The organism is Sphingopyxis sp. H115, from assembly GCF_001468465.1.
Taxonomy (GTDB): domain Bacteria; phylum Pseudomonadota; class Alphaproteobacteria; order Sphingomonadales; family Sphingomonadaceae; genus Sphingopyxis.
On record NZ_LNSA01000004.1, the window covers coordinates 111,798 to 136,675 of the forward strand.

At 65.4% G+C, this 24,878-nt stretch carries 21 protein-coding genes; 11 read left to right on the plus strand and 10 right to left on the minus strand.

All coding sequences use genetic code 11. The annotated features are described in order from the left end of the window. The first annotated feature begins 64 nt into the window (after positions 1–64). The 10 genes from ATE71_RS04565 to ATE71_RS04610 all read left to right on the plus strand — a co-directional run bounded on the left by ATE71_RS04565 (position 65) and on the right by ATE71_RS04610 (position 13,412). Positions 65–1,234, plus strand: coding sequence for an efflux RND transporter periplasmic adaptor subunit (locus ATE71_RS04565; protein WP_058802275.1), 1,170 nt, complete (start codon positions 65–67; stop codon positions 1,232–1,234). A 3-nt stretch (positions 1,235–1,237) separates the two neighbouring features. Then, positions 1,238–4,480 carry an efflux RND transporter permease subunit gene (locus tag ATE71_RS04570; RefSeq protein WP_152998645.1) on the plus strand — a complete coding sequence of 1,081 codons (3,243 nt, stop codon included), beginning with the start codon at positions 1,238–1,240 and terminating at the stop codon, positions 4,478–4,480. A gap of 12 nt (positions 4,481–4,492) precedes the next feature. Next, positions 4,493–4,837 (plus strand): DUF190 domain-containing protein, encoded by a 345-nt coding sequence (locus tag ATE71_RS04575; RefSeq protein WP_003046493.1) that lies wholly within the window; start codon positions 4,493–4,495, stop codon positions 4,835–4,837. An 81-nt stretch (positions 4,838–4,918) separates the two neighbouring features. Continuing rightward, on the plus strand, positions 4,919–5,389 hold the full coding sequence (locus ATE71_RS04580; RefSeq protein ID WP_003046490.1) for an SRPBCC family protein: 471 nt from the start codon (positions 4,919–4,921) through the stop codon (positions 5,387–5,389). Positions 5,390–5,579: 190 nt separating this feature from the next. Beyond that, entirely contained in the window at positions 5,580–8,120 is a 2,541-nt protein-coding gene (locus tag ATE71_RS04585; protein ID WP_058802277.1) for a heavy metal translocating P-type ATPase, read from the plus strand. A gap of 44 nt (positions 8,121–8,164) precedes the next feature. After that, a complete protein-coding gene (locus ATE71_RS04590; protein WP_058802280.1) occupies positions 8,165–11,344 on the plus strand; it encodes an efflux RND transporter permease subunit in 3,180 nt (1,059 codons plus the stop codon). A 13-nt stretch (positions 11,345–11,357) separates the two neighbouring features. Continuing rightward, complete coding sequence (locus ATE71_RS04595; protein ID WP_058802281.1) at positions 11,358–11,843, plus strand: SRPBCC family protein; 486 nt, start codon at positions 11,358–11,360, stop codon at positions 11,841–11,843. Beyond that, complete coding sequence (locus ATE71_RS04600) at positions 11,840–12,274, plus strand: disulfide bond formation protein B (protein ID WP_058802283.1); 435 nt, start codon at positions 11,840–11,842, stop codon at positions 12,272–12,274. Before ATE71_RS04595 ends, ATE71_RS04600 begins: the two co-directional genes overlap by 4 nt. Next, positions 12,271–12,915: a DsbA family protein gene (locus tag ATE71_RS04605; RefSeq protein ID WP_058802284.1), complete on the plus strand. Its 645-nt coding sequence runs from the start codon at positions 12,271–12,273 to the stop codon at positions 12,913–12,915. Before ATE71_RS04600 ends, ATE71_RS04605 begins: the two co-directional genes overlap by 4 nt. 191 nt (positions 12,916–13,106) lie before the next feature. Next, positions 13,107–13,412: a hypothetical protein gene (locus ATE71_RS04610; RefSeq protein WP_058802287.1), complete on the plus strand. Its 306-nt coding sequence runs from the start codon at positions 13,107–13,109 to the stop codon at positions 13,410–13,412. A gap of 28 nt (positions 13,413–13,440) precedes the next feature. Here ATE71_RS04610 and ATE71_RS04615 read toward each other — a convergent pair whose 3' ends face one another. The 4 genes from ATE71_RS04615 to ATE71_RS04630 all read right to left on the minus strand — a co-directional run bounded on the left by ATE71_RS04615 (position 13,441) and on the right by ATE71_RS04630 (position 17,571). After that, positions 13,441–14,100: a class I SAM-dependent methyltransferase gene (locus ATE71_RS04615; protein ID WP_058802288.1), complete on the minus strand. Its 660-nt coding sequence runs from the start codon at positions 14,098–14,100 to the stop codon at positions 13,441–13,443. Between the two features lie 47 nt (positions 14,101–14,147). Next, positions 14,148–14,837, minus strand: a complete 690-nt coding sequence (locus ATE71_RS04620) for an AraC family transcriptional regulator (protein WP_058802290.1) — start codon at positions 14,835–14,837, stop codon at positions 14,148–14,150. Between the two features lie 128 nt (positions 14,838–14,965). Beyond that, positions 14,966–16,912, minus strand: coding sequence for a cytochrome c/FTR1 family iron permease (locus ATE71_RS04625; RefSeq protein WP_058802292.1), 1,947 nt, complete (start codon positions 16,910–16,912; stop codon positions 14,966–14,968). Between the two features lie 5 nt (positions 16,913–16,917). Beyond that, positions 16,918–17,571, minus strand: a complete 654-nt coding sequence (locus ATE71_RS04630; protein ID WP_058802294.1) for a cation transporter — start codon at positions 17,569–17,571, stop codon at positions 16,918–16,920. A gap of 105 nt (positions 17,572–17,676) precedes the next feature. Here ATE71_RS04630 and ATE71_RS04635 point away from each other — a divergent pair, with 105 nt between their 5' ends. After that, positions 17,677–18,090: a MerR family transcriptional regulator gene (locus ATE71_RS04635; RefSeq protein ID WP_058802296.1), complete on the plus strand. Its 414-nt coding sequence runs from the start codon at positions 17,677–17,679 to the stop codon at positions 18,088–18,090. A gap of 68 nt (positions 18,091–18,158) precedes the next feature. On the opposite strand, the gene ATE71_RS04640 is transcribed toward ATE71_RS04635, so the two are convergent. The 6 genes from ATE71_RS04640 to ATE71_RS04665 all read right to left on the minus strand — a co-directional run bounded on the left by ATE71_RS04640 (position 18,159) and on the right by ATE71_RS04665 (position 24,869). Beyond that, positions 18,159–18,527, minus strand: a complete 369-nt coding sequence (locus ATE71_RS04640; protein WP_058802298.1) for a copper-binding protein — start codon at positions 18,525–18,527, stop codon at positions 18,159–18,161. Continuing rightward, positions 18,524–21,658, minus strand: a complete 3,135-nt coding sequence (locus ATE71_RS04645; RefSeq protein ID WP_058802300.1) for an efflux RND transporter permease subunit — start codon at positions 21,656–21,658, stop codon at positions 18,524–18,526. The genes ATE71_RS04640 and ATE71_RS04645 overlap by 4 nt, the downstream gene beginning before the upstream one ends. Next, entirely contained in the window at positions 21,655–22,887 is a 1,233-nt protein-coding gene (locus ATE71_RS04650; protein WP_058802302.1) for an efflux RND transporter periplasmic adaptor subunit, read from the minus strand. Before ATE71_RS04650 ends, ATE71_RS04645 begins: the two co-directional genes overlap by 4 nt. Then, entirely contained in the window at positions 22,884–24,110 is a 1,227-nt protein-coding gene (locus ATE71_RS04655; RefSeq protein WP_058802304.1) for a TolC family protein, read from the minus strand. The genes ATE71_RS04650 and ATE71_RS04655 overlap by 4 nt, the downstream gene beginning before the upstream one ends. Positions 24,111–24,173: 63 nt before the next feature. Then, positions 24,174–24,440, minus strand: coding sequence for a hypothetical protein (locus ATE71_RS04660; protein ID WP_058802306.1), 267 nt, complete (start codon positions 24,438–24,440; stop codon positions 24,174–24,176). Positions 24,441–24,503: 63 nt separating this feature from the next. After that, positions 24,504–24,869, minus strand: coding sequence for a hypothetical protein (locus tag ATE71_RS04665; protein ID WP_058802308.1), 366 nt, complete (start codon positions 24,867–24,869; stop codon positions 24,504–24,506). Between the last annotated feature and the right edge of the window lie 9 nt (positions 24,870–24,878).

Below are 24,878 nucleotides of genomic sequence, written 5' to 3' on the forward strand. Positions count from 1 at the left end.
TTCCAAGTCAACAGGGGTGCGCCGCCGGTCGGCGCGCGAACCGCATCAACAGCGGAGATAGAATATGATCACCAAGGACAAGCGTCTCCTCGGCACTGTCGCGGGCGCCATGATACTCGCTGCCGTCACGGGCTTCGGCGTTGCACGCTGCACCGCCGACCCGGCCGCCGCGCCGGCTGCCGAAGGCGAAAAGGAAGCGGCGAGCGAAGCCCTTCCGAGCAGCCTCGCCATCACGCCCGAAGCGATCAAGGCCGCCGAAATCGGCGTCGAGACGATCGGCGCCGGCGGACTCGGTTCGGAAATCCTCTCGCAAGCGACCGTTACCGCCGCGCCGAGCGGCGAGGCGATCGTCACCGCCCGTGCGGGCGGCGCGGTCACCCGTCTCTTCAAGCGGCTCGGCGATCCGGTCAGCGCCGGTGAGACGATCGCCATCGTGCAAAGCCGCGACGCCGCCCAGATTGCGGCCGAACGGATTGCTGCCGATGCGCGCTCGACGCTTGCGCAGAAAAATCTGCACCGCGAGAAGACCCTGTTCGACCAGAAGGTGTCGGCGCGCGTCGACTATGAGCAGGCGCAAGCCGAAGCCGCGGCCGCCGCGGCCGAAGCGCAGCGCGCGCGTGCCGCAGCGAGCGCCGCGCAGGTCACGCGCGATGGCAGCAGCGTCATCGTGGCAAGCCCGATCTCGGGACGGATCACGGCCGAGAACGCCAGCCTTGGCGCCTTCGTTCAGCCCGAAACCGAATTGTTCCGCGTTGCCGATCCCAGCAAGGTGCAGATCGAGGCCGCCGTCGGTCCGGCCGATGCCCAGCGGCTCTCGCCCGGAGACCGTGCGATCATCGAACTTCCCGACGGACGGACGATCGATGCCCGCGTGCGCGCCGTCACGCCCGGCCTGTCGGGCGACACGCGCTCGGCAACCGCCGTGCTCGACGTACCCGGGGCGCTCCAGCCGGGCTTGGCGGTCCGGGTGCGGCTGCTTCCGAGCCGCGGCGCCGAAACCGGTGGGCCGGCCCGTATCGTGATCGCGGACGAAGCCCTCCAGACGCTCGAAGGCCGCGACGTGGTGTTCGTCCGCACGAAGGACGGCTTCCGCGCGCAGCAGGTGACCGTCGGCCAGCGCAGCGCGGGCCGTGTCGAAATCCTCGCCGGGCTGAAGCCGGGCCAGATCGTCGCGACCAAGAACGCTTTCCTGCTCAAGGCCGAACTCGGCAAGGGCGCGGGCGAGGAGGAATAAACCGTGATCGCGAAACTGATGGCGCTATCCGTCCGCGCGCGCTGGGCGGTCCTTTTTCTCTTCCTCGTGATAGCCGGGCTCGGCGTATGGCAGCTCACCAAGCTGCCGATCGACGCGGTTCCCGACATCACCAACAAGCAGGTGCAAATCAACACGATCGATCCGCGTCTCTCGCCGGTCGAAATCGAGAAGCTCGTAACCTATCCGATCGAAATCTCGCTCGCCGGCATTCCGGGGCTCGAGACGACACGCTCGATCTCGCGCAACGGCTTCAGCCAGGTGACGGCAATCTTCACCGATGAAACCGACCTCTATTTCGCGCGCCAGCAGGTGGGCGAACGGCTTCTCCAGGCGGGCGAGAATCTTCCCGACGGGGCCCAGCCGCAGATCGGTCCCGTCACGACGGGTCTCGGCGAGGTCGTCATGTACACCGTCGGCTACAAAAATCCCGACGGGAAGGGCGCCAAGAAGGTCGCGGGCCAACCAGGTTGGCAACCCGACGGCAGCTATCTGACCCCCGAGGGCGATATCCTCACCGACGAGATCGCCAAATCGGGCTATCTTCGCACGGTCCAGGACTGGATCGTCAGCCCGCAATTGAAGTCGGTGGGCGGCGTCGCCGGCGTCGACTCGATCGGCGGCTATGCCAAGACCTTCGTGGTCGAACCCGATCCGACCCGCCTCACCAGCTACGGCATTTCCTATAGCGAACTGGGCGAAGCCCTCGAACGCGCCAACCTTGCGGTCGGTGCCAACTATTACAACCGGGCCGGCGAGGCCTATCTCGTGCGCGTCGATGCGCGCGTTCGCTCGGTCGACGAAATCCGCAACGCCGTCGTCGCGACACGCGGGGGCGTGCCGGTCACCGTCGCACAGCTCGCCAATGTGAAGATCGGCGGCGACCTTAGAACCGGTGCGGGCAGCATGAACGGCAAGGAGGCGGTTATCGGCACCGTGCTCATGCTGATCGGCCAGAACAGCCGCACTGTTGCGGAGGATGTTTCGGCGAAGCTCGCGCAGGTGTCGAAGACCCTGCCACCCGGCGTAGAAGTGAAGGTGGTGCTAGACCGCGCCAAGCTCGTGAACGCGACTGTCGGGACGGTTGAAAAGAACCTCACGGAAGGCGCGCTGCTCGTGGCGGCGGCGCTCTTCTTCCTGCTCGGCAACTGGCGCGCCGCGATCATCGCGGTGCTCGTCATCCCCTTTTCCTTCCTGATGATGGCGATGGGCATGAATGCTTTCCGGGTGCCCGGTAACCTGATGAGCCTCGGCGCGCTTGACTTCGGTCTGATCGTCGACGGTGCGGTGATCATCATCGAAAACTGCCTCGCCAGATTGGCGCACCGGCAGGAACATGAAGGGAGATTGCTCAATCTGCGCGAACGTCTCGAGGAGACGATGCGCGCCAGCCAGGAGATGATTAAACCGACCGTCTTCGGGCAGGCAATCATCCTTCTCGCCTTCGCGCCGCTGTTGATGTTCACGGGCGTCGAGGGCAAGACCTTCTCGCCGATGGCCATCACCATCATGCTCGCGCTCGTTGCGGCCTTCATTCTCGCGATCACCCTGGTTCCGGCGCTTGTCGCGCTGATGATTCGCGGCAAGGTTGCCGAGAAGGAAGTCTGGGCGATCCGCAAGTCGAAGGAGCGCTACCTGCCCTTGCTCGACAAGGCGCTCGCCAAGCCGTGGGCTTTCATCGCCGGCGGCTTTGCCTTCTTCGTCCTTGCGATCCCGGCGTTCGGACTGCTCGGCTCGGAATTCATTCCGCAGCTCGACGAGAAGAATATGGCGCTTGCCTCGACGCGCGTGCCTTCGGTGAGCCTCGAACAGTCTCTGGTCATGCAGCGCAACGTCGAGACGGCGATCTCGAGCCTGCCCGAAGTCGAGCTGATGTTCTCGAAGACGGGTACGGCCGAGGTGGCGACCGATCCGATGCCGCCGAACATCTCCGACGGCTTCGTGATCCTGAAACCCCAGGATCAGTGGCCGGCAGGTGTCGATTCGAAGGCCGATGTCGTCGAGCGTATCGAGAAAGCCGCTGGCGGCCAGCTCGGCCAGCTTTATGAAGTCAGCCAGCCGATCCAGCTTCGTTTCAACGAACTGATCGCGGGCGTTCGCGGCGACGTGGCCATCAAGCTCTACGGGGACGACCTCGACAAGATGTCGCTCGCGGCGAACGAGATGGTGCGCGTGCTCCAGGGCATACCGGGTGCGGGCAGCGTCAAGGCCGACCAGGTGGGCGGCGCTCCGACGCTCGACGTGAAGCTCGATCGCAATGCGATCGCGCGCTACGGTCTCTCGGTACAGGAGGTTGCCGATACGGTGTCGGCGGCGCTCGGCGGGCGGGAATCCGGCCTGCTCTATGAGGGCGACAGGCGCTTCGACATCACCGTGCGCGTCCCCGACGCGACCCGCGTCAATCTCGACGACATCCGCGCACTTCCTGTCCTCCTCCCGTCCGAAGGCGGGAACCGCGGGCAAATACCGCTCGCGCAAGTGGCGCAGATCCGGCTGACCGAAGGGCTCAACCAGATCAGCCGCGAAAATGGCAAGCGGCGCGTCGTCGTGCAGGTGAACCTCGAAGGCCGCGATGCGGGATCCTTCGTGGCCGAAGCGCAGGCGAAGATCGCCAATGTGAAGCTCCCGGCGGGCTATTATCTCGAATGGGGCGGGCAGTTCGAAAGCCTGCAGGCCGCATCGCAGCGGCTCTCCATCGTGGTTCCGCTCTGCTTCGCGGGCATCTTCATCCTGCTCTACATGGCGCTCGGCACCTTCGGACGCGCGACCGCCGTGTTCCTCGCCGTGCCGCTGGGCCTCGCGGGCGGGGTGTTCACTCTCGCGCTTACGGGCATCAACTTCTCGGTGTCGGCGGCGGTGGGCTTCATCTGCCTTGCCGGCGTCGCGGTGCTCAACGGTCTCGTCGTCATGACGGCGATCCGCGAGCGGCTCGAGAATGATGTCCCGCTCACGGAGGCAATCCGCGAGGGCATGACCGAGAAGATGCGTGCGGTGATCATGACCGGCTTCGTGCCCGCGATCGGCTTCGTGCCGATGGCGATCGCGACCGGCACGGGTGCCGAAGTCCAAAAGCCGCTCGCGACGACCGTCATCGGCGGCCTCATCGCGGCGACCATCCTGACGCTGCTCGTTCTCCCCGCGATCGCAAAAGTCGTCCTCGGGGCGAACTGGCAGCCGAAGTTCCTCAAGCGAAAAGCGGAGTCGGCGGTCCAGCCGGTCACGGAATAGGGAGAGACTGTCATGACAAAAGCATCCAAGCTCTTGCGCATCTACACCGATGAATCCGCCTTCTTCGGTGATCAGCGGGTCTTCGAGTTCATTTCCGAACTCGCTCGCCAGCAAAAGCTGGCAGGCGTTACGGTGCTCGAAGCGGTTCTCGGTTTCGGTCGCTCGGCGCATCTCCACCGCAAGCATGCGCTGGAGAATGACCGGGCGGTCGTGATCGAGATCATCGACGAGGAGCAGCGGCTCCGCGACTTTGCGGCGCAGCTGACCGAAATACCGGACATCGGGCTCATCACGCTCGAAGCGGTCGAAATCCTCGGCGGGAAATCCGCCGCGGAGCCCCCCGATGTTCAGAGCTGACCGGCATCTTGCCGGTCTACACCGCGGCGCAGGTCCCCGGCCTGCGTCGCGGACCAGCTCGCGCGAGCGAGGAGGTCTCCGATGTTCTCGGTAGGCACCTCGCTCCGCTTGCCGGTCCCGATCGGGCGGGTCTGGCGACTGCTCGTCGATATCGAGCGGTACGACGACTGGCATCCGACGCTCCGTTTCACCGATCGTCCGGGAGATGATGAGCGCGTAGGCTATGTCTATTCTCCGCGCGGGAAGCGGGGTCCGGAATTTGCATCCGAGGGGCGGATAACCGGCCTCGACTGGCTGACGGGCTTCTCCTGGCGGACAGGCACGCGCGGGCTGCTCGTCATCGAGGAGAGCTACCGGCTCGAAAAGCTCGGCCAAGGGGTGGAGGTTACCCATCGCCTGGAATGCGCGGGTCTCTTCTCATGGCTCGGCTATCCCATTCTGCGGCGGGTTTGCAGCGTTTTTCTCAAGCGCTCGAACATGGCGCTCGAACAGCAACTCCGTCGCACGACAGTTCAGTCCCGCTACGCGCGGCCAAGCGGGCGCCGCGCATGATCTTGAATTCGAAACCTGGCCGTCGGAGGCCCCTCTCAATCGCCCCCCTCACCACGGGCAGGGATTTCCGGCTGTCAGGGAGGTGCGGGAGCCGGGTCGCATCCCGCAATGGCTCCCGCACCTCATCCTGCCGCGCGTTTAACATGCGCCCGGATCGCATTGCCGACCGCCAACAGAAAGGGATGGCATCATGAGTGACCAGTTGCGGCTCGATATTCCGCTTCTCCTCCCCGAAGTCGCCGATACCGCCGACCGCTGCGTCGCGCGCCTGACGAGCGAACTCGAAGGACGCGAAGGCGTCGACAAGGTCCATGTTGTCCGCTCAAGCGACGGTTCGCCGCCACAGCTCTGCATCCATTACCGTCCGGATATTCTCCCGCTCGAACGCGTGCGGCAGCTCGCGCGCAGCGCCGGTGCCGAGCTCACCGGCCAGTATCAGCATCTCTTCTGGGATGACCTCGAAGGCGTCGGCCACGCCCGTCGCGCGCGGACGATCGGACTGAAGCTTCGCGAAATGCCGGGCGTGATCGAGGCCGAAGTCGGCGCCGCCGGTACGCTGCGCGCCGAGTTCCAGCGCTCGGAGACCTCCATCGAAATGATCAGAAAGACACTCTCGGATATGGGCGTCACTCAGAAATCGGCTGCCGTCGCCGCGGCTGCCCCGGCACAAGCCGCCCACCAACATGGCGATGATGGCCATGACCATGGTCCGGATCACGCGCATGGGCCAGATCACAAACATGGCCATACGGGCGAGGATAGCCACGACCATGGCCATGATCATGGCGGCATCTTCGGCGAGCGGACCGAGCTGATCTTCGCGCTGCTGTGCGGTCTCGTCCTCGGCATCGGCTTTGCGATCGAGAAGCTCGCCGCGGCGCCGGAGTGGGTGCCGCTCGCATTCTATATTGCCGCTTATGGCGTCGGTGGCTGGTTCACTGTCCGCGAGGCCATCGAGAATCTGAAGCTCAAGCGCTTCGAGATCGACACGCTGATGCTCGTCGCCGCGGCCGGCGCTGCCGCGCTTGGTGCGTGGGCCGAAGGCGCGCTGCTCCTCTTCCTCTTCAGCCTCGGCCATGCGCTCGAACATTATGCCATGGGCCGCGCCAAGCGCGCAATCGAGGCGCTTGCGGAGCTGGCGCCGCAGACCGCGACGGTGAAGGATGCCGACGGGACGGCTCGCGAAGTCCCGGTCGAGCAGCTGGCGATTGGCGACACCGTCATCGTCAAGCCCAACGAGCGTCTTGCCGCCGACGGCTTCGTCGTCGTTGGCCGCACGGCGATAGATCAGGCTCCGGTGACCGGCGAGAGCGTCCCCGTCGACAAGGAACCGGTGGCCGATCGTGCGCAGGCCGCGGCAAAGCCCGATGCACTCGACGCAAAATATCGCGTCTTCGCGGGCACCATCAACGGCTATGGCGCGATCGAGATCGCGGTAACCCGTCTTGCGGCCGATACCACGCTCGCCAAGGTCGTGAAGATGGTGAGCGAGGCGGAAACGCAGAAATCGCCGACCCAGCGCTTCACCGACAAGTTCGAGCGCATCTTCGTGCCGAGCGTGCTCGCGCTTGTGTTCGTCCTGCTCTTCGCCTGGGTCGTTGTCGACGAGCCGTTCCGCGACAGCTTCTATCGCGCCATGGCGGTCCTTGTCGCGGCAAGCCCGTGCGCGCTCGCGATCGCGACGCCGAGTGCCGTCCTGTCGGGCGTTGCGCGTGCGGCGCGCGGCGGCGTGCTGGTCAAAGGCGGTGGCCCGCTCGAAAATCTCGGCTCGCTGACCGCGCTGGCGTTCGACAAGACGGGAACGCTCACCGAAGGAAAGCCGCGCATCACCGACGTCCTGCCGGCCAGCGGCGTGCCGAAGGAGGAACTGCTGCGGATCGCGGTGGCGGTCGAGCGGCTGAGCGATCATCCGCTTGCCGCTGCCATCGCGCGCGATGGCGAGGCCATGCTGACGTCGACGCGCGTACCGGTGGCGGACGACCTTAACAGCCTGACGGGTCGCGGCGTCACGGCAAAGGTCGAGGGCGAAACCGTCCTGATCGGCAAGGCCGAAATGTTCGGTGCCGACGGCATCGCGCCGATCGGCGGCGAAGTGGCGGCTGCGATCGCCGGCCTCCGCGAGCAGGGCCGCACGACGATGGTCGTTCGTATGGGCGACCGCGATCTTGGCGCGATCGGTCTGATGGACACGCCGCGCGAAGCGGCGCGCACCGCGATCGCCAAACTGCGCGAGCTCGGCATCGGCCGGATGATCATGATTTCGGGCGATCACCAGAAGGTCGCGGAATCGATTGCCGCCGAGGTCGGGATCGACGAGGCCTGGGGCGACCTGATGCCCGATCAGAAGGTCGACGCCATTCGCGACCTCAAGGCGCAGCAGCCGGTCGCCATGGTCGGTGACGGCGTCAATGACGCACCGGCGATGGCGAGCGCCACCGTCGGGATCGCGATGGGCGCCGCGGGGTCCGATGTTGCCCTCGAAACCGCCGACGTCGCGCTGATGGCCGATGACCTCGCTCATCTGCCGTTCGCGATCGGACTCAGCCGCCAGACGCGCCGCATCATCCGCCAGAATCTGGTGGTCAGCCTCGGCGTCGTCGTGGTCCTCGTGCCGGCGACGATCTTCGGGCTCGGAATCGGTGCGGCGGTCGCGGCGCACGAAGGCTCGACCCTCGTCGTCGTCGCCAACGCGCTTCGCCTGCTCGCCTATCGCGATCGCAGCATGGGCTGAGGGTGCACAGTCGCGGCAGGATCGAACCGGAAGGGGGAGAGAGGATGAACTTCAAGAATATCTCGGCCTGGTCCATCCGGAACCCGATCCCGCCGCTCGTCATGTTCTTCGGTCTGACGGTGGCGGGCATCGTCTCCTTCCTCATGATGGGGGTCCAGAGCGATCCCGACATCGATTTTCCGGGTGCCATCGTCATCATCGCCCAGCCGGGCGCCGCGCCCACCGAACTCGAAACGCAGGTCACGCAGCGTGTCGAGGCGGCGGTGCGGACGATCGAGGGGATCGACGAGCTCAATTCGACGGTTACCGAAGGCCAGTCGCAGACCTTCGTCCAGTTCGCGATCGGCACGCCGATCGACCGAGCGGTGACCGACATCCGCGACAAGATCACCCAGATCCGCAGCAACCTGCCGAACGGCATCCTCGAGCCGCAGGTCATCCGCCTCTCGACCTCGGGCAACACGCTCGCTTATTGGTCGGCTTCGGCCACCGACATGACGCTCGAGGAATTGAGCTGGTATGTCGACAATGTTGTCGCCAAGCGGCTGATCGCAGTCCCCGGCATGGGCGACGCCTATCGACGGGGCGGTGTGAGCCGCGAAATCCGCGTCATCCTCAACCCCGAGCGGATGCGCGCCTATGGTCTCACCGCCGCAGCGGTGAACACCCAGCTCGTCCAGCTCAATGTCAATGCGGCCGGCGGCCGGATGGAGGTCGCGGGGTCCGAGCAGGCGGTCCGCATTCTCGGCAATGCGAGCAGCGCCAACGCCCTCGGCGAGACGCTGATTTCGGTCGGCACGAACCGGACCGTGCGTCTCGCCGATATCGCCGAGGTCAAGGATCTCTACGCCGAGCAGCGCTCGGTCTCGAAGCAGGACGGACGGCAGGTACTGACCTTCGGCTTCGAGCGCGCGAAGGGCGCCTCGGATGTCACCGTCTATGACGCGGCGGTCGAGGAGCTGCGCAAACTCGAGAAGGAGAATCCCAAGGTCAAATTCACCGAGCTGTTCAGCGATATCGAATATACCAAAGGCCAATATCATTCGGCGATCAACGCGATGGTCGAGGGCGCGATCCTCGCGGTCGTCGTCGTCTTCCTCTTCTTGCGCGACTGGCGCGCGACGCTGATCTCGGCGCTCGCCATCCCGCTATCGGCGGTCCCGACCTTCCTGTTCATGGACCTCATGGGCTTCTCGCTCAACATGATGACCTTGCTCGCGCTCAGCCTTGTTGCGGGCGTGCTGGTCGACGATGCGATCGTCGAGATCGAGAATATCGTGCGCCACATGCGGATGGGCAAATCCGCCTATCAGGCCTCGATCGACGCCGCCGACGAGATCGGCCTCGCGGTGCTCGCGACAACCATGACGATCGTCGCGGTGTTCCTGCCGGTCGGGCTGATGCCGGGCGTCGCCGGGCAATATTTCAAGAATTTCGGGCTGACGGTCGTGGCCGCGGTGCTGATGAGCCTCGCGGTCGCGCGCATGATCACACCCATGCTCGCTGCCTATTTTCTCTCTGCGCAGGGTCCGCAAAAGCATGGCGAGGGCCCGCTGATCGACACCTATATGCGCATCTTGCGCTGGAGCCTCGATACTAGCGGGGCCGCTGCCGCGCATGCGCGCGGCGGGCGCTGGAAATGGCTCGGCTACATCAAGGACCATCGCGTCTGGGTGGTCGGCATCGGTGTGCTGGCGCTCTTTGCGACCATTTTCAGCTTCTCGCTGCTCCCGATGACCTTCCAGCCGTCGATCGATTCCGACACGAGCCGCGTCGCCATCCAGCTCGCCCCGGGTGCAACGCTCGAACAAACCGAGGCGGTGGCCGACGAGGTGACCGATCTCATGAAGCGCGACCCGCTCGTCGAATCCGCCTTGTCGCGGATCGATGTCGGCACGGCGACGGTCTATCTGAAATTGCGCAAGGATCGCGAGCTGACCTCGACCGAGTTCGAAAAGGACCGTGCGCCGCGGCTCGCGCAGGTTCCCGATGCCCGCATCAACTTCCAGTCGCAGCATGGCGGCGGCGGCGGCAGCAGCCGCGACATCTCGATCACGCTCGGCAGCGACGACCCGAAAAAGCTCGAAGATGTCGGCAACCGGCTGCTTGCCGAAATGGCCCGCGTGAACGAAATCCGCTCGCCGCGTGTCGAGGGCAATCTCCAGCGGCCCGAGATCGTCATTCGCCCGCGCTTCGCGCTCGCGGCGCAGCTCGGCGTGACGACGCAGGCGCTCAGCCAGTCGATCCGCGTCGCGACGCTTGGCGAGATCGACCAGAATAGCGCCAAATTCTCGCTGTCCGACCGGCAAATCCCCGTTCGCGTCGCGCTTGCGGAAACCGCGCGCGAGCGGCTCGATACGCTGCGCAACATGCCGGTTCCGACCCGGAACGGGGGAACGGTGCCGCTCTTGGTTGTGGCAGAGATCGGCTTCGGCGCCGGCCCCACCCAGATCAATCGCACCAACCAGGTGCGCCAGCTCACCATCGGGGCCGACCTTGCTCCGGGTCTCGTGACCGGTCAGGCGATGGATAAGGTCGAGGCGCTGCCGGCGCTCAAGACGCTGCCCGCCGGGGTCACGCGGCTGGTCCTCGGAAGTGCCAAGTGGCAGGCCGAGATGCTGCGCAACTTCGCGATCGCGGTCGTATCGGGGATATTCCTCGTGCTGGCGGTCCTGATCCTGCTCTATCGCAAGATCATCCCGCCCTTCGTCAACATGGGCTCGCTTCTGCTCGCCCCGCTCGGCGGGGCGGTCGCGTTGCTGCTGACGGGCTATCCGCTCTCGCTTCCCGTCTTCATCGGCGTGCTGATGCTGCTCGGTATCGTCGGCAAGAACAGCATCCTCCTCGTCGACTTCGCGATTGAGGAAATGGCGTCCGGGGTGCCGCGCGACGAGGCGATCGTCGACGCCGGACACAAGCGCGCGCAGCCGATCCTGATGACCACGGTCGCGATGGTCGCGGGCATGATCCCGACCGCGCTGTCGCTCACCGGCGACGGCGCATGGCGCGCGCCGATGGCGGTCACAGTGATCGGCGGGCTCATCCTGTCGACGATGCTGACACTGCTGATCGTGCCGGCGTCCTTCAGCCTCGCGGCGGGCTTCGAACGCCGGATGGCCCCGCGCTTGCGCCGCTGGTTCACAACGGGCGGCGCGCACGCCGACCCATCGCCTGCGGGCGTCACCGACATCGGCGCGGGGCAAAGCCCGGCGGCCGATCGATAGAGGAGTGAAGCTGATGGAGTTCGAGCGGGAGCATGACCTCCCCTATAGTCCGGAGCAGATATGGGCGGTCCTCGGCGATTTCGAGAACCACCGTATCTGGAATCCCTATGTCCGGATCGAGCAGCTTGCCGAGGACCCGATCGCGATCCACTATTCGATGCGCATGGATCCGCACAAGCCCAAGTTTCTCGAAGTCTCCGCGGCGGTGCTCTCCGCGCGCCCCGGCGAGGAGCTGATACTCGACGTCAAGCCGAGCTTCATCCTCCAGTTCGAGGAGAGTTATATCCTGACGCCGACGGCGAGCGGGACGAAGTTCGTTCACCGCTATCGTTGCCGCGGGCCCTTTGCCTGGCTCCGGCTTCCCGGCATCAAGACCAGCTTCCAGCGAATGATCGCGTCGATCGACGGCATCCTGCTCAGCTACCTCAAGTCCAAATACAGCAAGCCGCCACCGCCGCCGCGACGGCCCAAGTCCAAGTTCAAAGGTGGCCGGCGATGACGAGCTTTCCGCTGCTCGCGCCGCACAAATGGCGTCCGCTCGGCGCGGCCTGGGCAATCGCCCTCCTGTCGAGCCTGGCCGTCCTCTTCGTCGGCGAGGTCATGGGCCAGGCGCCGTGCGACCTCTGCTGGTTCCAGCGTAGCTTCATGTTCCCGCTTGCGATCATTCTGGGCATCGCGGCGTTCAAGTCGGACCGCGCCATCGTTCCTTATGGGCTGGCGCTGGCTGCGGGCGGTGGTCTCGTCGCTTTCTATCATAGCCTGCTCTACGTCGGCGTCATTCCGGCCCCGGTCGTCCCCTGCACCGGCGGCCCCTCCTGCTCGGGAGAGAGCATGGCGATTGGAGGCGTGCCGCTGCCCCTCCTGTCGCTCGCCGCTTTCGCGCTGATCCTTATCCTCTTGCTCAACTTTCAAAGGAGATTGAAATCATGAACAGACGTATCGGAGTGGTGGCCACGCTTGTCGTTTCGGCACTCGCCTTCACCGGCGGCGCGATGCTCTACAGCGGAACCGCCGAGGGCGAACCCACGAAGAAGGTCGTGGCGGGGCCCGTCGACAGCCTCATTCGCCCGCATTCGCCGATCATCGGACCGAAAAATGCCCCGGTCACCATCGTCGAATTTTTCGACCCGTCGTGCGAGGCCTGCCGCGCCTTCTATCCCACGGTGAAGGGCATCGTCGCCAAATATCCCAAGGATGTGCGTCTCGTGATGCGCTACCTGCCGCTGCACCCCGGCTCGGCCGAGGCGATCGTGATCCTCGAAGCCGCCCGCGTCCAGGGCAAGCTCGAGCCGGTGACGGCCGCGCTCCTCGAAGCGCAGCCCGAATGGCACGACGGAAAGATGGACGGTGCCTGGGCGGCCGCCGAGAAGGCCGGCCTCAATGTCGCGAAGGCGCGCGCGATGCCGACAACCGATGCGATGGCCTGGATGGAGCAGGACATTGCCGACGCGCGTGCGGTCGGCGTCCGGGGCACGCCGACCTTCTTCGTCAATGGCGAGATGCTCGTCCAGCCGAGCCCCGAACAGGTCGAGGCCCGAGTCCAGGCCGCGGTACTGGCAAAGGGCAAATGAGGGCCCGCACCCGTCCCGCTTCGTCCACGCGGGACGGGTGCCCACCATGCAGCGCGATACTGTCTCTCCCGCCATCGGCCTGTCGCATGGAGACGCCGGGTCACCGTCCGATCGGCAGCATCGGAGCCAATATTCACAGCGCATTCAAGCATGAAGGGGGAGTTTGAACGCCACAAAATGGAGAGACTGACATGCGAAAACTAATCACGATCGCGGCCGCGATGCTCGCCTTCGTGCTCCCCGGAACGGCGCTTGCCCAGCACCATGGCGATCGCGGCGGATACAACCGCGGCCATGATGCGCCGCGTGGCCACGACCGCGACTATCGCTCCTCGCGTCACGGCGTGCCCTATTATGGCAACGACCGTGGCTATCGTGGCTACGATCCCCACTACCGCGGCTATGATCGCCGCTATGAGCGGCGAGACCGTTACGAGCGGCGTTATCAGAAGCGCCGGACGCACCACCACCACCGCGGCCGTCACTGGCGCGGATAGCCGTGACTCGGCGTGCTGGGCGAGCGAGCTACCGCTTCGCCCGATAGATTGAAATCGAGCCAGTCGGAGTCGGGATGACCCTCATCTCCTCTACCGCCTCGAAGCCTGCGGCTGTAAGGAGTTCCGGGACGCAGCCCTTTGCGTTGGGTTCGGTATATTCGAAGCCGTCCAGCCACTGGATCTGGCGGAATAGCGCTCGCATCAACAGCGAGCGCTGCTCACCATAATCGGCCAGGAAGAGCGCGCCACCGGGTTTGAGCAAGCGGTGCATCTGCCGCGCTATCGCCTGTTTGACGTCCATCGGGCATTGGTGCAGCACGAGGCTCGAAACGATCTTGTCGCTGCCTTGCAGCGCTTCAATTTCGTCGAGCTCGTCGCCCATCGCCTCAAACCAGATGATGTCGGCGCCCGCAGCCTTGGCCTTTTCACGGGCGATGTCGAGCACGGCGGGATCGGGATCGACTGCCAGTATCACGCTCCCGGCCGCCGCCTGCTTGAGGGCGATCGCGAACGTCCCCGTGCCGCACCCGATATCGACGATCCGCTCGTCCGGCTGCGGCGCGGTGAGGCGAAGCAAATCGCTCCGCCATCTTTTCTCACGGGTCATGAGGGCGATAGCGGCGTCGTAGCGTTCGAGCGATCCGCTCTTGCCAAGTGCCGGGACGAAATCTCTGTCTGCATTTGTCATGGCGCCTCTTTAACCGCCACCGTCACGGACCGGCTTGAACGGAGAGGCTATGATTCGATCAAGAGGTCGCTTGCCCGGATACCGAACATGGCCTTAATCGTGCGGGCAAAATGCGGGCTATCGCTGAACCCGGCCAAGTGCGCGGCCTCGGTCGCGCTGCGGCGAGCGCCCAATGCGTCGAAGGCGATGATCAACCGCCGCCAGAGCACATAACGCTGGAAGGGCATGCCAATCTCTGCGGCAAAGAGATGCCGGAAACGGCCAAGCGAGAGGCCGCTCTCCTCCGCCGCGTCAGCGAGACGCACCGAACCCATTGGAATCAGGCGGTCGATCGAGGCGGCGGCGCGGGTGATGCGCGGATCGAGCGGCGCGCGCGCGCCTCGCGTCAACCAGCTCTTCCAGAAGGAGGGCTGTCCTGGCTTCGCGACATGAACGGGATCGCATCCGAGTAGCCGGCTGCTCAGTTCCACAGGCGGGCCGAAGCCTGTCGTCGGCTCGGCGAACCATAGTTCTGCCGCGGGCGCGGGGAGCAGCCGATGCACCATATCGGGTTCGATGAGCAGGCAATGACCCGACCGGTGCGCGCCGTCGGCGTCGATCACCGTAAGCGGCTCAGTACAGAAGACCGCCTGTGCGGCAAAATGGCGGTGGACGGCGGCGTCGCCGACGGAACCCGACCAGAGAGCATAATAGTCCCCGAGGCGAAGTCGGCCGTTCCAGTTGGACGTTTCGGGCATTGGATCTCGATAGCAGGTCTGTCGGGTCTGCGTAACGGGCTCGGGGTGAACCCTCGGCTTCGGGGCGCTATTTGGTAAAGCGATCGCCCGGCCGGGGAGAAGGGCGAAAAGTTCGTCGAGACTTCCGCTTATTGGCCGTGCGTTGCCGCGATCCGGCGATGCTGCTGGCTGTTGTAACGATAGCCGATCCAGAGGATCGCTAGCGCGAGAAGCTGAAGCAGCAATGGTTCGAGCGAGGGAAAAATCCCCAGGGCCGGGAAGCGGGGGAAATGGGTGAGCGGCGTGATGCCTAGAAGGTCGGCTTCCTGCAGCGCGCCGGCACCCTTGCCTGCCAGGACGACCGCCAGGATCGCGATCAGAGCGGAACTGTAGGCGAAAAATTTCCCGATTGGCAGGACCCGGCTGTAACGAAGCATGACCCATGCGATCACCGCGAGGATCGCCAGTGCCGTTCCGGCTCCGGCGGCGATCGCACCGCCGCTGCCTTGCGTGGCAAGCGCTGCAAAAAACAGGATGGTCTCGAACACCTCGCGATACACGACAAGAAACGCCAGCCCGAACAGGAACCAGGCCGAGCGGCGCGAAAGCGCCTTGCCCATCGCTTCGCGAATATAGCGCTGCCAGCTCTCCGCATGCGATTTGCCATGCATCCAGATGCCGACCCAGACGAGGACCACGGCCGCGAAGAGCGAGCCGAATCCCTCGGTCAACTCGCGGTTCGCGCCGCTAATCGATATTGCATAGGTCGCGATGGCCCAGGTCGCGCCGCCGGCAACCAGCGCTGCGATCCAGCCGCCATGGACGTAGGAAAGGACTTCGGGCCGTTCGGCCTTTCGCAAGAAAGCGATCATCGCGACGACAATGAGCAGGGCTTCGAGACCCTCGCGCAGCAATATGGTCAGCGCGCCGACAAAGGTCGATGCATCGCTCGCGGCATCGGGAGACAAAGCGGCTTCGGCATCGGCGAAGAGTGTTTCGAGAGCGGCGGCCTTGCCCGCGACCGCGTCGATCGGCAGGCCGCGCGCGATGGAAACGCGATAATCGGACATCACGGATTCAATGCGCGCCATCAGCGCCGCATCGCGCGTCGTCAGAATCGGCTCGATCGGTTCGAAACCGTCGAGATAAGCCGACAGCGCCAGGCGCCCTGCATCGTCCCGGTTTCCCTTGCGGTACGCGGCGAGGCTTTGCGCCAATTTATCGCGTGCAACCATCAGCGTTGCGGGCGAGGCGGTGCTCAGTGCCCTGGGGTCGGAGCGCAAATAGGCCGTGATGGCATCGGCCTGTTCCGGTCCGAGCGTGTGACCAAGTGCTTCGGGGCTGAGGCTCGTGAAGGCCTGCAGGTTGGGGACGAGTTCGCGAGCGGACGGTGTCTGGTTCCAGATACGTCGGCCCGTCGAAACATCGCGAAAGGCAAATCCACCGGCATAGGCTGCTACCGCCCAGCGGTCGTCCGACGGCAAATGGGCAAAACTCGGCATGGACGTGCCCTCGAGCCCTTGGCCTATGACCTGATAGAGTGCGAACAGGCTGCGCTTGCGGGCGCGTTCGGCATCGGTGAAATCGATAGGAGCAGGGTCGAGCCCCTTGGCCTGAGGCCCATTGCCATCGCCGCGCGCGCCGTGACAAATGGCGCAATTTTCCAGATAGACCTGGGCGCCGCGCAGCGGATCGGGGGCTTTGCGCGGGGCGAGGGGCACCGGATAGGCTGCGAGCAGGTCCGCCGCGAGTCCGCGCGCCTGGCCGGCCACCTTGCCGGGGTCGGACTTCGATGCGATCGCCGCTTCGAGTTTCCCCGCTTCGGCGACAAGGCCTGTCCGCGCGGGCGACGCCGGGAGGGCCGCGATGCCTTTGCGAACGGTGGCCGAAAACTCGGTCATCTCGGCATATTCGACCGTGCTCGTCACCTCGCCCTTCGCGACCGCGCCGCCATAATCGACGGCGAGATAATCCAGCAGGCGCCAGATGGTCTGGACTTCGTCGGCAGCGCTGCGCGCCTCCGCCGTCTGCACGGCAAGCCCGCCGATGGCGGCCAGCAGGATCAGCAGGATGCGAAAGCGGCGAGCGGGCTGCATGGGTCCTATTGCCCGGCCACAGTCGATAACTCTCGCAACTCGATACGAGCGCTGCGCAGAATTTCATAAGCCGAATGAAGGAAGAGCGCGGCGATGATGGCCGCAACCGCCAGATCGGGCCAGGCTTGGCCGGTCCATGCGACGAGGCCAGCCGCTATGATCACCGCCACATTGGCGACCGCATCATTGCGGCTGAACAGCCATACCGCGCGGACATTGGCGTCGCCTTCGCGAAACCGCGAGAGGACTGCGGCCGAGGTGAGATTGATGAGCAGCGCGACGATGCCGATGGCGCCCATCAGTTCGGCTTCGGGCGGAACGGCGGTCAGCGCGCGCCATAGCGCGACCCCGATCACGCCGAGCCCGAGCGTCAGAAGAAACAGCCCCTGCGCGAAGGCGATGCGGGTCCGTGCCAGTGCTGTCCAGCCGATCGCCACCAGCCCCGCGAGCGTGATCGTGCCGTCGCCGATGAAGTCTAGCGAGTCGGCCTTCAGCGCCTGGCTGTTGGCGATAAAGCCGCCGACGATCTCGATCGCGCCGAACCCCAAATTGAGGAGCACGACAATCCACAGGGCGCGACGATAGGCTGGATCCTTTTCCGCGCGAACCGGGTCGCCCGTGCAGCCGCAGCCATCGCCACTTTCAGAACCTGCTGTCATCGCGTCTTCATCCCCGTGCCGCTGCCATGGCGTTCCATTTCACGCCTTCAACTCCGGACTGGATCGCCCTATACAACCTCCAGTCACTGGAGGATCAAGAGATTTATGGCCAAAAGGCTCGCGATCGGCGACCTTGCCCGGCAGACCGGCACCAAGGTCAACACGATCCGCTTTTACGAGGAGATCGGGCTCTTGCCCGAGGCGCTGCGCACCGCCTCGGGCCGGCGCAGCTATGAAGCGTCCGACGTTCGCCGCCTCGCCTTCATTCGCCACGGCCGGCAGTTGGGTTTTTCGATCCCTGAAATTCGGTCGCTGCTGGCGCTTTCGGACCAGCCCGATCGCGACTGCGCCGAAGCCGCCGCCATTGCGCGCGAGCATCTTCTCGAAATCGAGGTTCGCATCGCAAGGCTCGAGACTTTGCGTTCGGCGCTGACCGACGTCGCGACCTCGTGCGAAGGCGGCCGGGCGGCCGAATGCCGCGTGATCGAGGCGATCGCGGAAACCGAACTGGCGCTCTAGGCGGAGCATCTGCTGCGTAGCAGCCATCGCGCGCAGCAGCCGGGGCCGCCGCGCGCGATGGCGGCGCGTCAGGGCGCCTTGTCGAGCTTGGTGATCGTCCCGGCCTTGCCGTCCCAGTCGAGCTCGAACGCGACTTTGTCGCCGACCTTGATACCCTTCAGCAGCTCGGGCTTCGCCGCAAAGCCCATCGTCATCGCCGGCCATTCGAGTTCGGCGATCGCGCCATGATCGAGCGTGACCTGGCCCTTCGTGCTATCGACCGCCGTCACGGTTGCCGTGCCCGCGCCATGCTTGGTTTCGTTCGGCATCGCCTTGGTCCCGGCATCGTCGGCCATGGCGGCTTTTTCTTCGGCTTTGGGCGCTTCGCCTTGCTTTCCGCAGCCTGTAAGGGCCGCGCTGAGCGCAAGGCCGAAAGCGATGGTGCTATAGGTCTTCATTTCGTTTCTCCTTCGGGTTGAGCTAGTCTTTCCGCTCGCCTGCGCATCAGCAGATAAGCGGCGGGAATGATGAACATCGACAGCAGCGGCGCGGTGAGCATGCCGCCAACCATCGGTGCGGCGATCCGGCTCATCACCTCGGAGCCGGTTCCGGTCCCAACGAGGATCGGGAACAGGCCTGCGAGGATGACCGCGACGGTCATCGCCTTGGGCCGGACGCGCAGCAGCGCGCCGTCGCGCACCGCCGCCGCAACATCGCCGTCGCTGCGTGCAGCGAGTGCATGCTTGAGGTAGATGAGCATGACGACGCCGAACTCGGCGGCGACCCCAGCGAGCGCGATGAACCCGACCGCGCTCGCGACCGACTGATTATAGCCCAGCAGAAAGAGCAGCCACAGCCCGCCGGTGAGCGCGAAGGGCAGGGTGCCCATGATGAGCAGCGCCTCGTCAAGCCGCCGGAACGTCAGGTAGAGCAGCCCGAAGATGATCGCGAGCGTCACCGGGACGACGATCTTCATCCGCTCGGTCGCGCGCACCAGAAATTCGAACTGGCCGGTGTAAGAGACGCTGACCCCCGGCGGCAGCTTGACCTCGCGGGCGATCGCCGCCTGGATGTCGGCGACCAGTGTTTGCAGATCGCGCCCGCGGCCATCGACGTAAATCCAGGTCACCGGGCGGCCATTCTCGCTGCGCAGCATCGGCGGACCGTCGCTGATCCGCACGTCGGCGACGGTGCCGAGCGTGATCTGCTGGCGCGAGGGGGTCAGCACCGGCAGGTTGATGATTTCATCGAGGCTGTCGCGGATTTCGCGCGGATAGCGCACGCTGATCGGATAGCGCGCCAGCCCCTCGACCGTCTGCCCGATCGTCGCACCGCCGATCGCGCCCGACACGACGGTCTGAACATCGGCGATGTTCATTCCATAGCGCGCCGCCGCGCCGCGATCGATCTGGATATCGATATAGCGCCCGCCGGTGAGCCGTTCGGCGAGCGCCGAAGCGACGCCGGGCACCATCTTGACGACATCCTCGATCCGCTTGGCGCTGGCGTCGATCGCCTTGAGGTCGGACCCCGCGACCTTGATCCCGATCGGGCTTTTGATCCCCGTCGCCAGCATGTCGATGCGGTTGCGGATCGGCGGCACCCAGAAATTGGCGAGCCCTGGCACACGCACCCGCGCGTCGAGTTCCTCGATCAATTTTTCCTGTGTCATCCCCGCGCGCCATTCGCTCTTGGGTTTGAACTGGATCGTCGTTTCGAACATTTCGATCGGCGCCGGATCGGTCGCGGTGTCGGCGCGCCCCGCCTTGCCGAACACGCGGCTAACCTCGGGGACCGTCTTGATCAGGCGGTCGGTCTGTTGGAGCAATTTGCCCGCTTCGGCCACCGAAAGCCCGGGCAGCGCCGAGGGCATATAGAGGAGGTCGCCTTCGTTCATTTGCGGCATGAACTCGCCGCCAAGCCGCGCCATCGGCCACAGGCTGGTCGCAAAGACCAGCACCGCGATGAACAACGCCTGTTTCGGACGCGCGAGCACCCAGTCGAGCCCGGGGCGATAGAGGCGGGTCAGCCAGCGATTGATCGGATTGGCATTCTCGCCTGGAATCTTGCCGCGAATGAGCCAGCCCATCAGCACCGGGACGAGCGTGATCGAAAGCAAGGCCGCCGCCGCCATCGCATAGGTTTTGGTAAAGGCGAGCGGCGCGAACAGCCGCCCTTCCTGTCCCTGAAGCGCGAAGATCGGGATGAAGGAGAAGGTGATGATGAGCAGGCTGAGGAACAGCGCCGGACCGACCTCGGCTGCCGCGCCGGTAATCACGCGCCAGCGTTCGGTCCCTTCCAATTTTCGATCGGGATTTTCGTGCGCCCAGCGCTCGATATGCTTGTGCGCATTTTCGATCATCACGACCGCGGCATCGACCATCGCGCCGATCGCGATCGCGATACCGCCGAGCGACAATATATTGGCGTTCAGGCCTTGCGCGCGCATCGCGATGAAGGCGATCAGGATGCCGAGCGGCAGCGTCAGGATCGCCACCAGCGCCGAGCGCGCGTGCCACAGGAACAGCGCGCAGACGATCGCCACGACGATGAATTCCTCGACGAGCTTCGAGGTCAGATTATCGACCGCGCGGTCGATCAGCCCCGAGCGGTCATAGGTGGTGACGATCTCCACCCCCGGCGGCAGACTGGCCTTTAGCGAATTCAGCTTGGCACGGACATTCTCGATCACCTCGCGGGCGTTCTTGCCTTGCCGCATGACGATCACCCCGCCAGTGACTTCGCCTTCGCCATCAAGCTCAGCGATTCCGCGCCGCATCTCGGGACCGATTTGCACCGTCGCAATGTCGCCTACCGTCACCGGCACTCCGCCCGCGGCGGTGCGGATCGGCACGGCGCGGAAATCGTCGAGGGTCTTGAGGTAGCCGCTGGCGCGAACGATATATTCGGCCTCGGCCAATTCGACCGTTGCGCCGCCGGTTTCCTGATTGGCGGCGGTCAGGGCGTCGCTGACTTCGCGCACGGTGAGGCCATAGGATGCCAGTTTCTGGGGATCGAGGACGATCTGATATTGTTTGACCATCCCGCCGATCGTCGCGACCTCGGCGACGTCGGGGACGGCTTTCAACTCGTAGCGCAGGAACCAGTCCTGGATCGAGCGCAGTGCGGCCAAGTCGTGGCGCCCGCTTTTGTCGACCAGCGCATATTCATAGATCCAGCCGACGCCGGTCGCATCGGGGCCGATCGACGCAGTCGCGCCGTCCGGCAATTTTCCCTGCACCTGGCTCAGATATTCGAGCACCCGGCTGCGCGCCCAATAGAGGTCAGTATCGTCGTCGAACAGCACATAGACGAAACTGTCGCCAACGAAGCTGTAGCCGCGCACGACGCGCGCGCCCGGCACCGACAGCATCGTCGAACTGATCGGATAGGTCACCTGATCCTCCACGATCCGCGGCGCTTGCCCCGGGTAGGTGGTGCGGATGATGACCTGAACGTCCGACAGATCGGGAATCGCATCGACCGGGGTCGTCCGCACTGCGGCGACACCGACGAGGGTCAGGATCAGTGCCGCGGCGACGACCAGTCCGCGCGCCGCGACCGAGGCGCGAATGATCCGCTCGATCATTTCGCGTCGCCCAGCGGACGCACCGCGATGCCGGTCAGGCTCGCCTCGGAATCGAGCAGGAACTGCCCCGATGCGACGATTCTTTCGCCCACCGCCAGCCCGCGCAGTATCTCGGTCTGGCCGCCGCCCTCACGCCCTGTTTGCACTTCGGCGGGATGATAGCGCCCGTCGCCCGCGGCGAGCATGACGATGCTGCGCGTGCCCGTGCGGATGACCGCCTCGCTCGGCACCAGCAGTGCCTTCTGTGCGTCGCCGCCGAGCGCGACATTGGCGAACATGCCGGGGCGCAGGCGTCCGTCGCGATTGGCGAGCTCGATGCGGACGGTGAGCGTGCGGCTGTCGACCTGCGTCGTCGGCAGTATGGCGATGACGCGCCCGCCAAATGTTTCGCCGGGAAAAGCGGTGAGCGTCGCAACTGCGCGCTGGCCGACGCGCACCGCCCCCGCCTGCGCCTCGGGCAAGGCGGCGTTTAGCCAGACAGTGCCAAGCCCCGATATTTCGGCGAGCGTCTGGCCCTGTGTCAGCGTGACCCCCGCCCGCGCGCTGAGCCTCTGCACGACGCCGCCGATCGGCGACCTGATCGTAACGGTCCCGCTTGTCCGCCCGGTCCGATCGACCCGGTTGATGACGGCATCGGACATTCCCATCAGCCGAAGCCGTTGCCGCGCGGCCGCCGTCAACTCGGGCCTACCCAGTTTCTTGACGCTCAGATATTCGGTTTGCGCGCCGCCCCATTCGGGCGACTGAACATCGGCGATCGGCGTCCCGGCGCCGATTACGTCGCCCGGGGCCAGCCGATAGATGCGCTCGACAAAGCCGCCCGAACGCGCCTGGACGATCGCGACGTCGCGTTCGTTGAAATCGACCGCGCCGGTGACGTCGAAGGTCGCCGCGAGGCTGCCCATCTCGGCGGCGACGACGCGCATTCCCAGATTTTGCATCGCCGACGGATCGATCGAAAGGCCCGGCGCGGCGTCGGTCCCGCCGCCTTCGTCGGCATATTTGGGTTCCAGCTCCATATCCATGAAGGGCGACTTGCCCGGCTTATCGAACTTCTGGTTCGGGAACATCGGGTCGTAATAGTAGAGGATCTTGCGCCCATCGCTTGTGGCGCCGGTCGGCGCGTCGTCCGCGCCGCGCTGCCCGATCCAGTAACCGCCGCCGCCCGCGATCAGCACCGCGGCCAAAATCCCGGCGCGCCACCGCGCCGCTGTCGTCGCTTCGGTCATCGCGCTGTCTCCCCATAGATAAAATTGATCCGGATCGCGTCGCGCGCGACCTCGGCCTCGCGCGCCAGAACATCGACTTCGGCTTCGGCCAGCGCGAGCGTCGAGAGCAATGCGGTCCCGAGGTCGAGCTGGCCGGCGGCGTAGCTGGCGAGGTCAAGCTCGGCGCGCTTTTTCGCCAGTGGCACCAGCCGCAACCGCGCATTGCCGAGCTGTTCATGATGCATGTGATGATCGGCGAGATCGGCGTCGAGCGCTGCGGCGATGTCGCGCTTTGCCGCTTCGCGGTCGAGCCGCGCTCGCGTCGCCTCGCTCGCCCGTGCGGCGATCTTCGGGTCCTGCCGCTTCTTGGCGAAGAGCGGCAGGTCGATGGTGACGCCGAGCGTGACGAGGTCGCCATAATTGGGCTCGCGCCGCCCATAGGCCGCCGAGACATTCCAATCGGGCCGCTTTTCGGCGCGGGCGAGGCCGGTTTCGGCATCGGCCGCCAGCGCTCGCGCATCGAGCGCGCGCAGGCGCGGCAGGGCGTCGATGCCGGCGCGCAGCGCGCTTTCGTCGACGACCGGTGGCGGCGGCGCGCCCGCCGTGTCGGCGGCAGCATCGCCGGTGAAGCGCGCGAGTTGCGCACGCGCACGCGCGATCTCGGCGGCGAGCGCGCTGCGGCGATCTTTGACCTCGGCGCGGAGCTGTTCGGGCTCGAGCGCCTGCGCCGGCCGCGCCGCGCCGCTGGCCAACCGCGCGGTCACCGTCGCCTGCAAATCGTTGAGCTCGGCATCGAGCAATTCGAGCTTCTTGAGCCGTTTCTTGGCATAGAAAAGGTCGATCCAGGCGAGCGCCGTCGCCAGCCGGACGTCCTGCGAAGCGACCGCTTCGTCGGCGCGCGCGATCCCGATGTCGGCGAGCGCGCGCGTCGCCCGCGCCCGGCGCTTGGCGGGATGTGTGAATTCCTGACTGATACCGATCACCTGCATCGTGAAATTGTCGCGGTTGAGGCGGCCCGCGTCGGGGCCGGTGACCGGAAAATCCTTGATGGCAAGATCGAGTTTGGGATCGGGCAACCGGTCGGCTGCGATCGCCGCCAACTCGGCGGCGTCGATCCCCGCTTCGCGCCCGCGCAGTTCGGGCGCCTTGGTTTCCGCTAGCCGAAGCGCATCGTCGAGCGACATCGGTTCGGCGTGCAGGGCCGTGGGCAGCGCAAGCACGGCTGCCGCAAAGAAAAGGCGCATGATTTCTCCCTTTTTTGGATCGGGCGGACCATCCCCGGCGCATGGGCCCGGGGATGGAGATATTTACGCCTCGGGGTGCGCCATCTGGCCGACGGACATTCTTTTCATGCAATCGGCCGTATCGGCCTTCATCATGTCGCAGTCGCAGTTGGCCATCTGGGCGGATTTGTCCTTCACCCAGACGCGGATCCGCGAGGTGGTATTGGACTTGTTCGGTCCCGGAACCTGGCGGGTCTGCCATTCATAATGGCCGCGCGATGCTTCCTGCGCGAAAACGGGAGCGGCAAGCGTTGCTGCCGCGAGCGCGGCAACGGCAAAAAACGGTTTCATGTTGAAATTCCTCGGTTGAAAAGCTTGGGAGTACGCCGAAACAGTCGGCGCGCATCGTGCAGTTCAGCCGAGAAGTAGCGGCGGATCGGGCTCGGGGCCGATCGTACGGCCAGTGAGCCGCCGGATCGGAAGCGGATCGAGCAGTCCCGGTATATGGGCCATCGCCACGAGCGGCATGGCCGACGATACGACGGCGGGAGGGAGTGCGCAGCCCATTTTGGCGATGCAGTCGAGCGTGAGACCTTGGCACGGCTCCTTGCCTCGCGACTTGTCGACGCTCATCATTTCCGCGCATTCGTCGCTCATGGCTGAGGCCGCGAACGCGGTGTCCGCGATAGGCATTGCCGGCGCCGATGCGAACGCGGCTTCTTGGGCCAGAAGGCCCAGCACAGCTCCGAAGAGAAGCAGCAGAGAAAGCCAGCGTTTCACGGTCGAAGC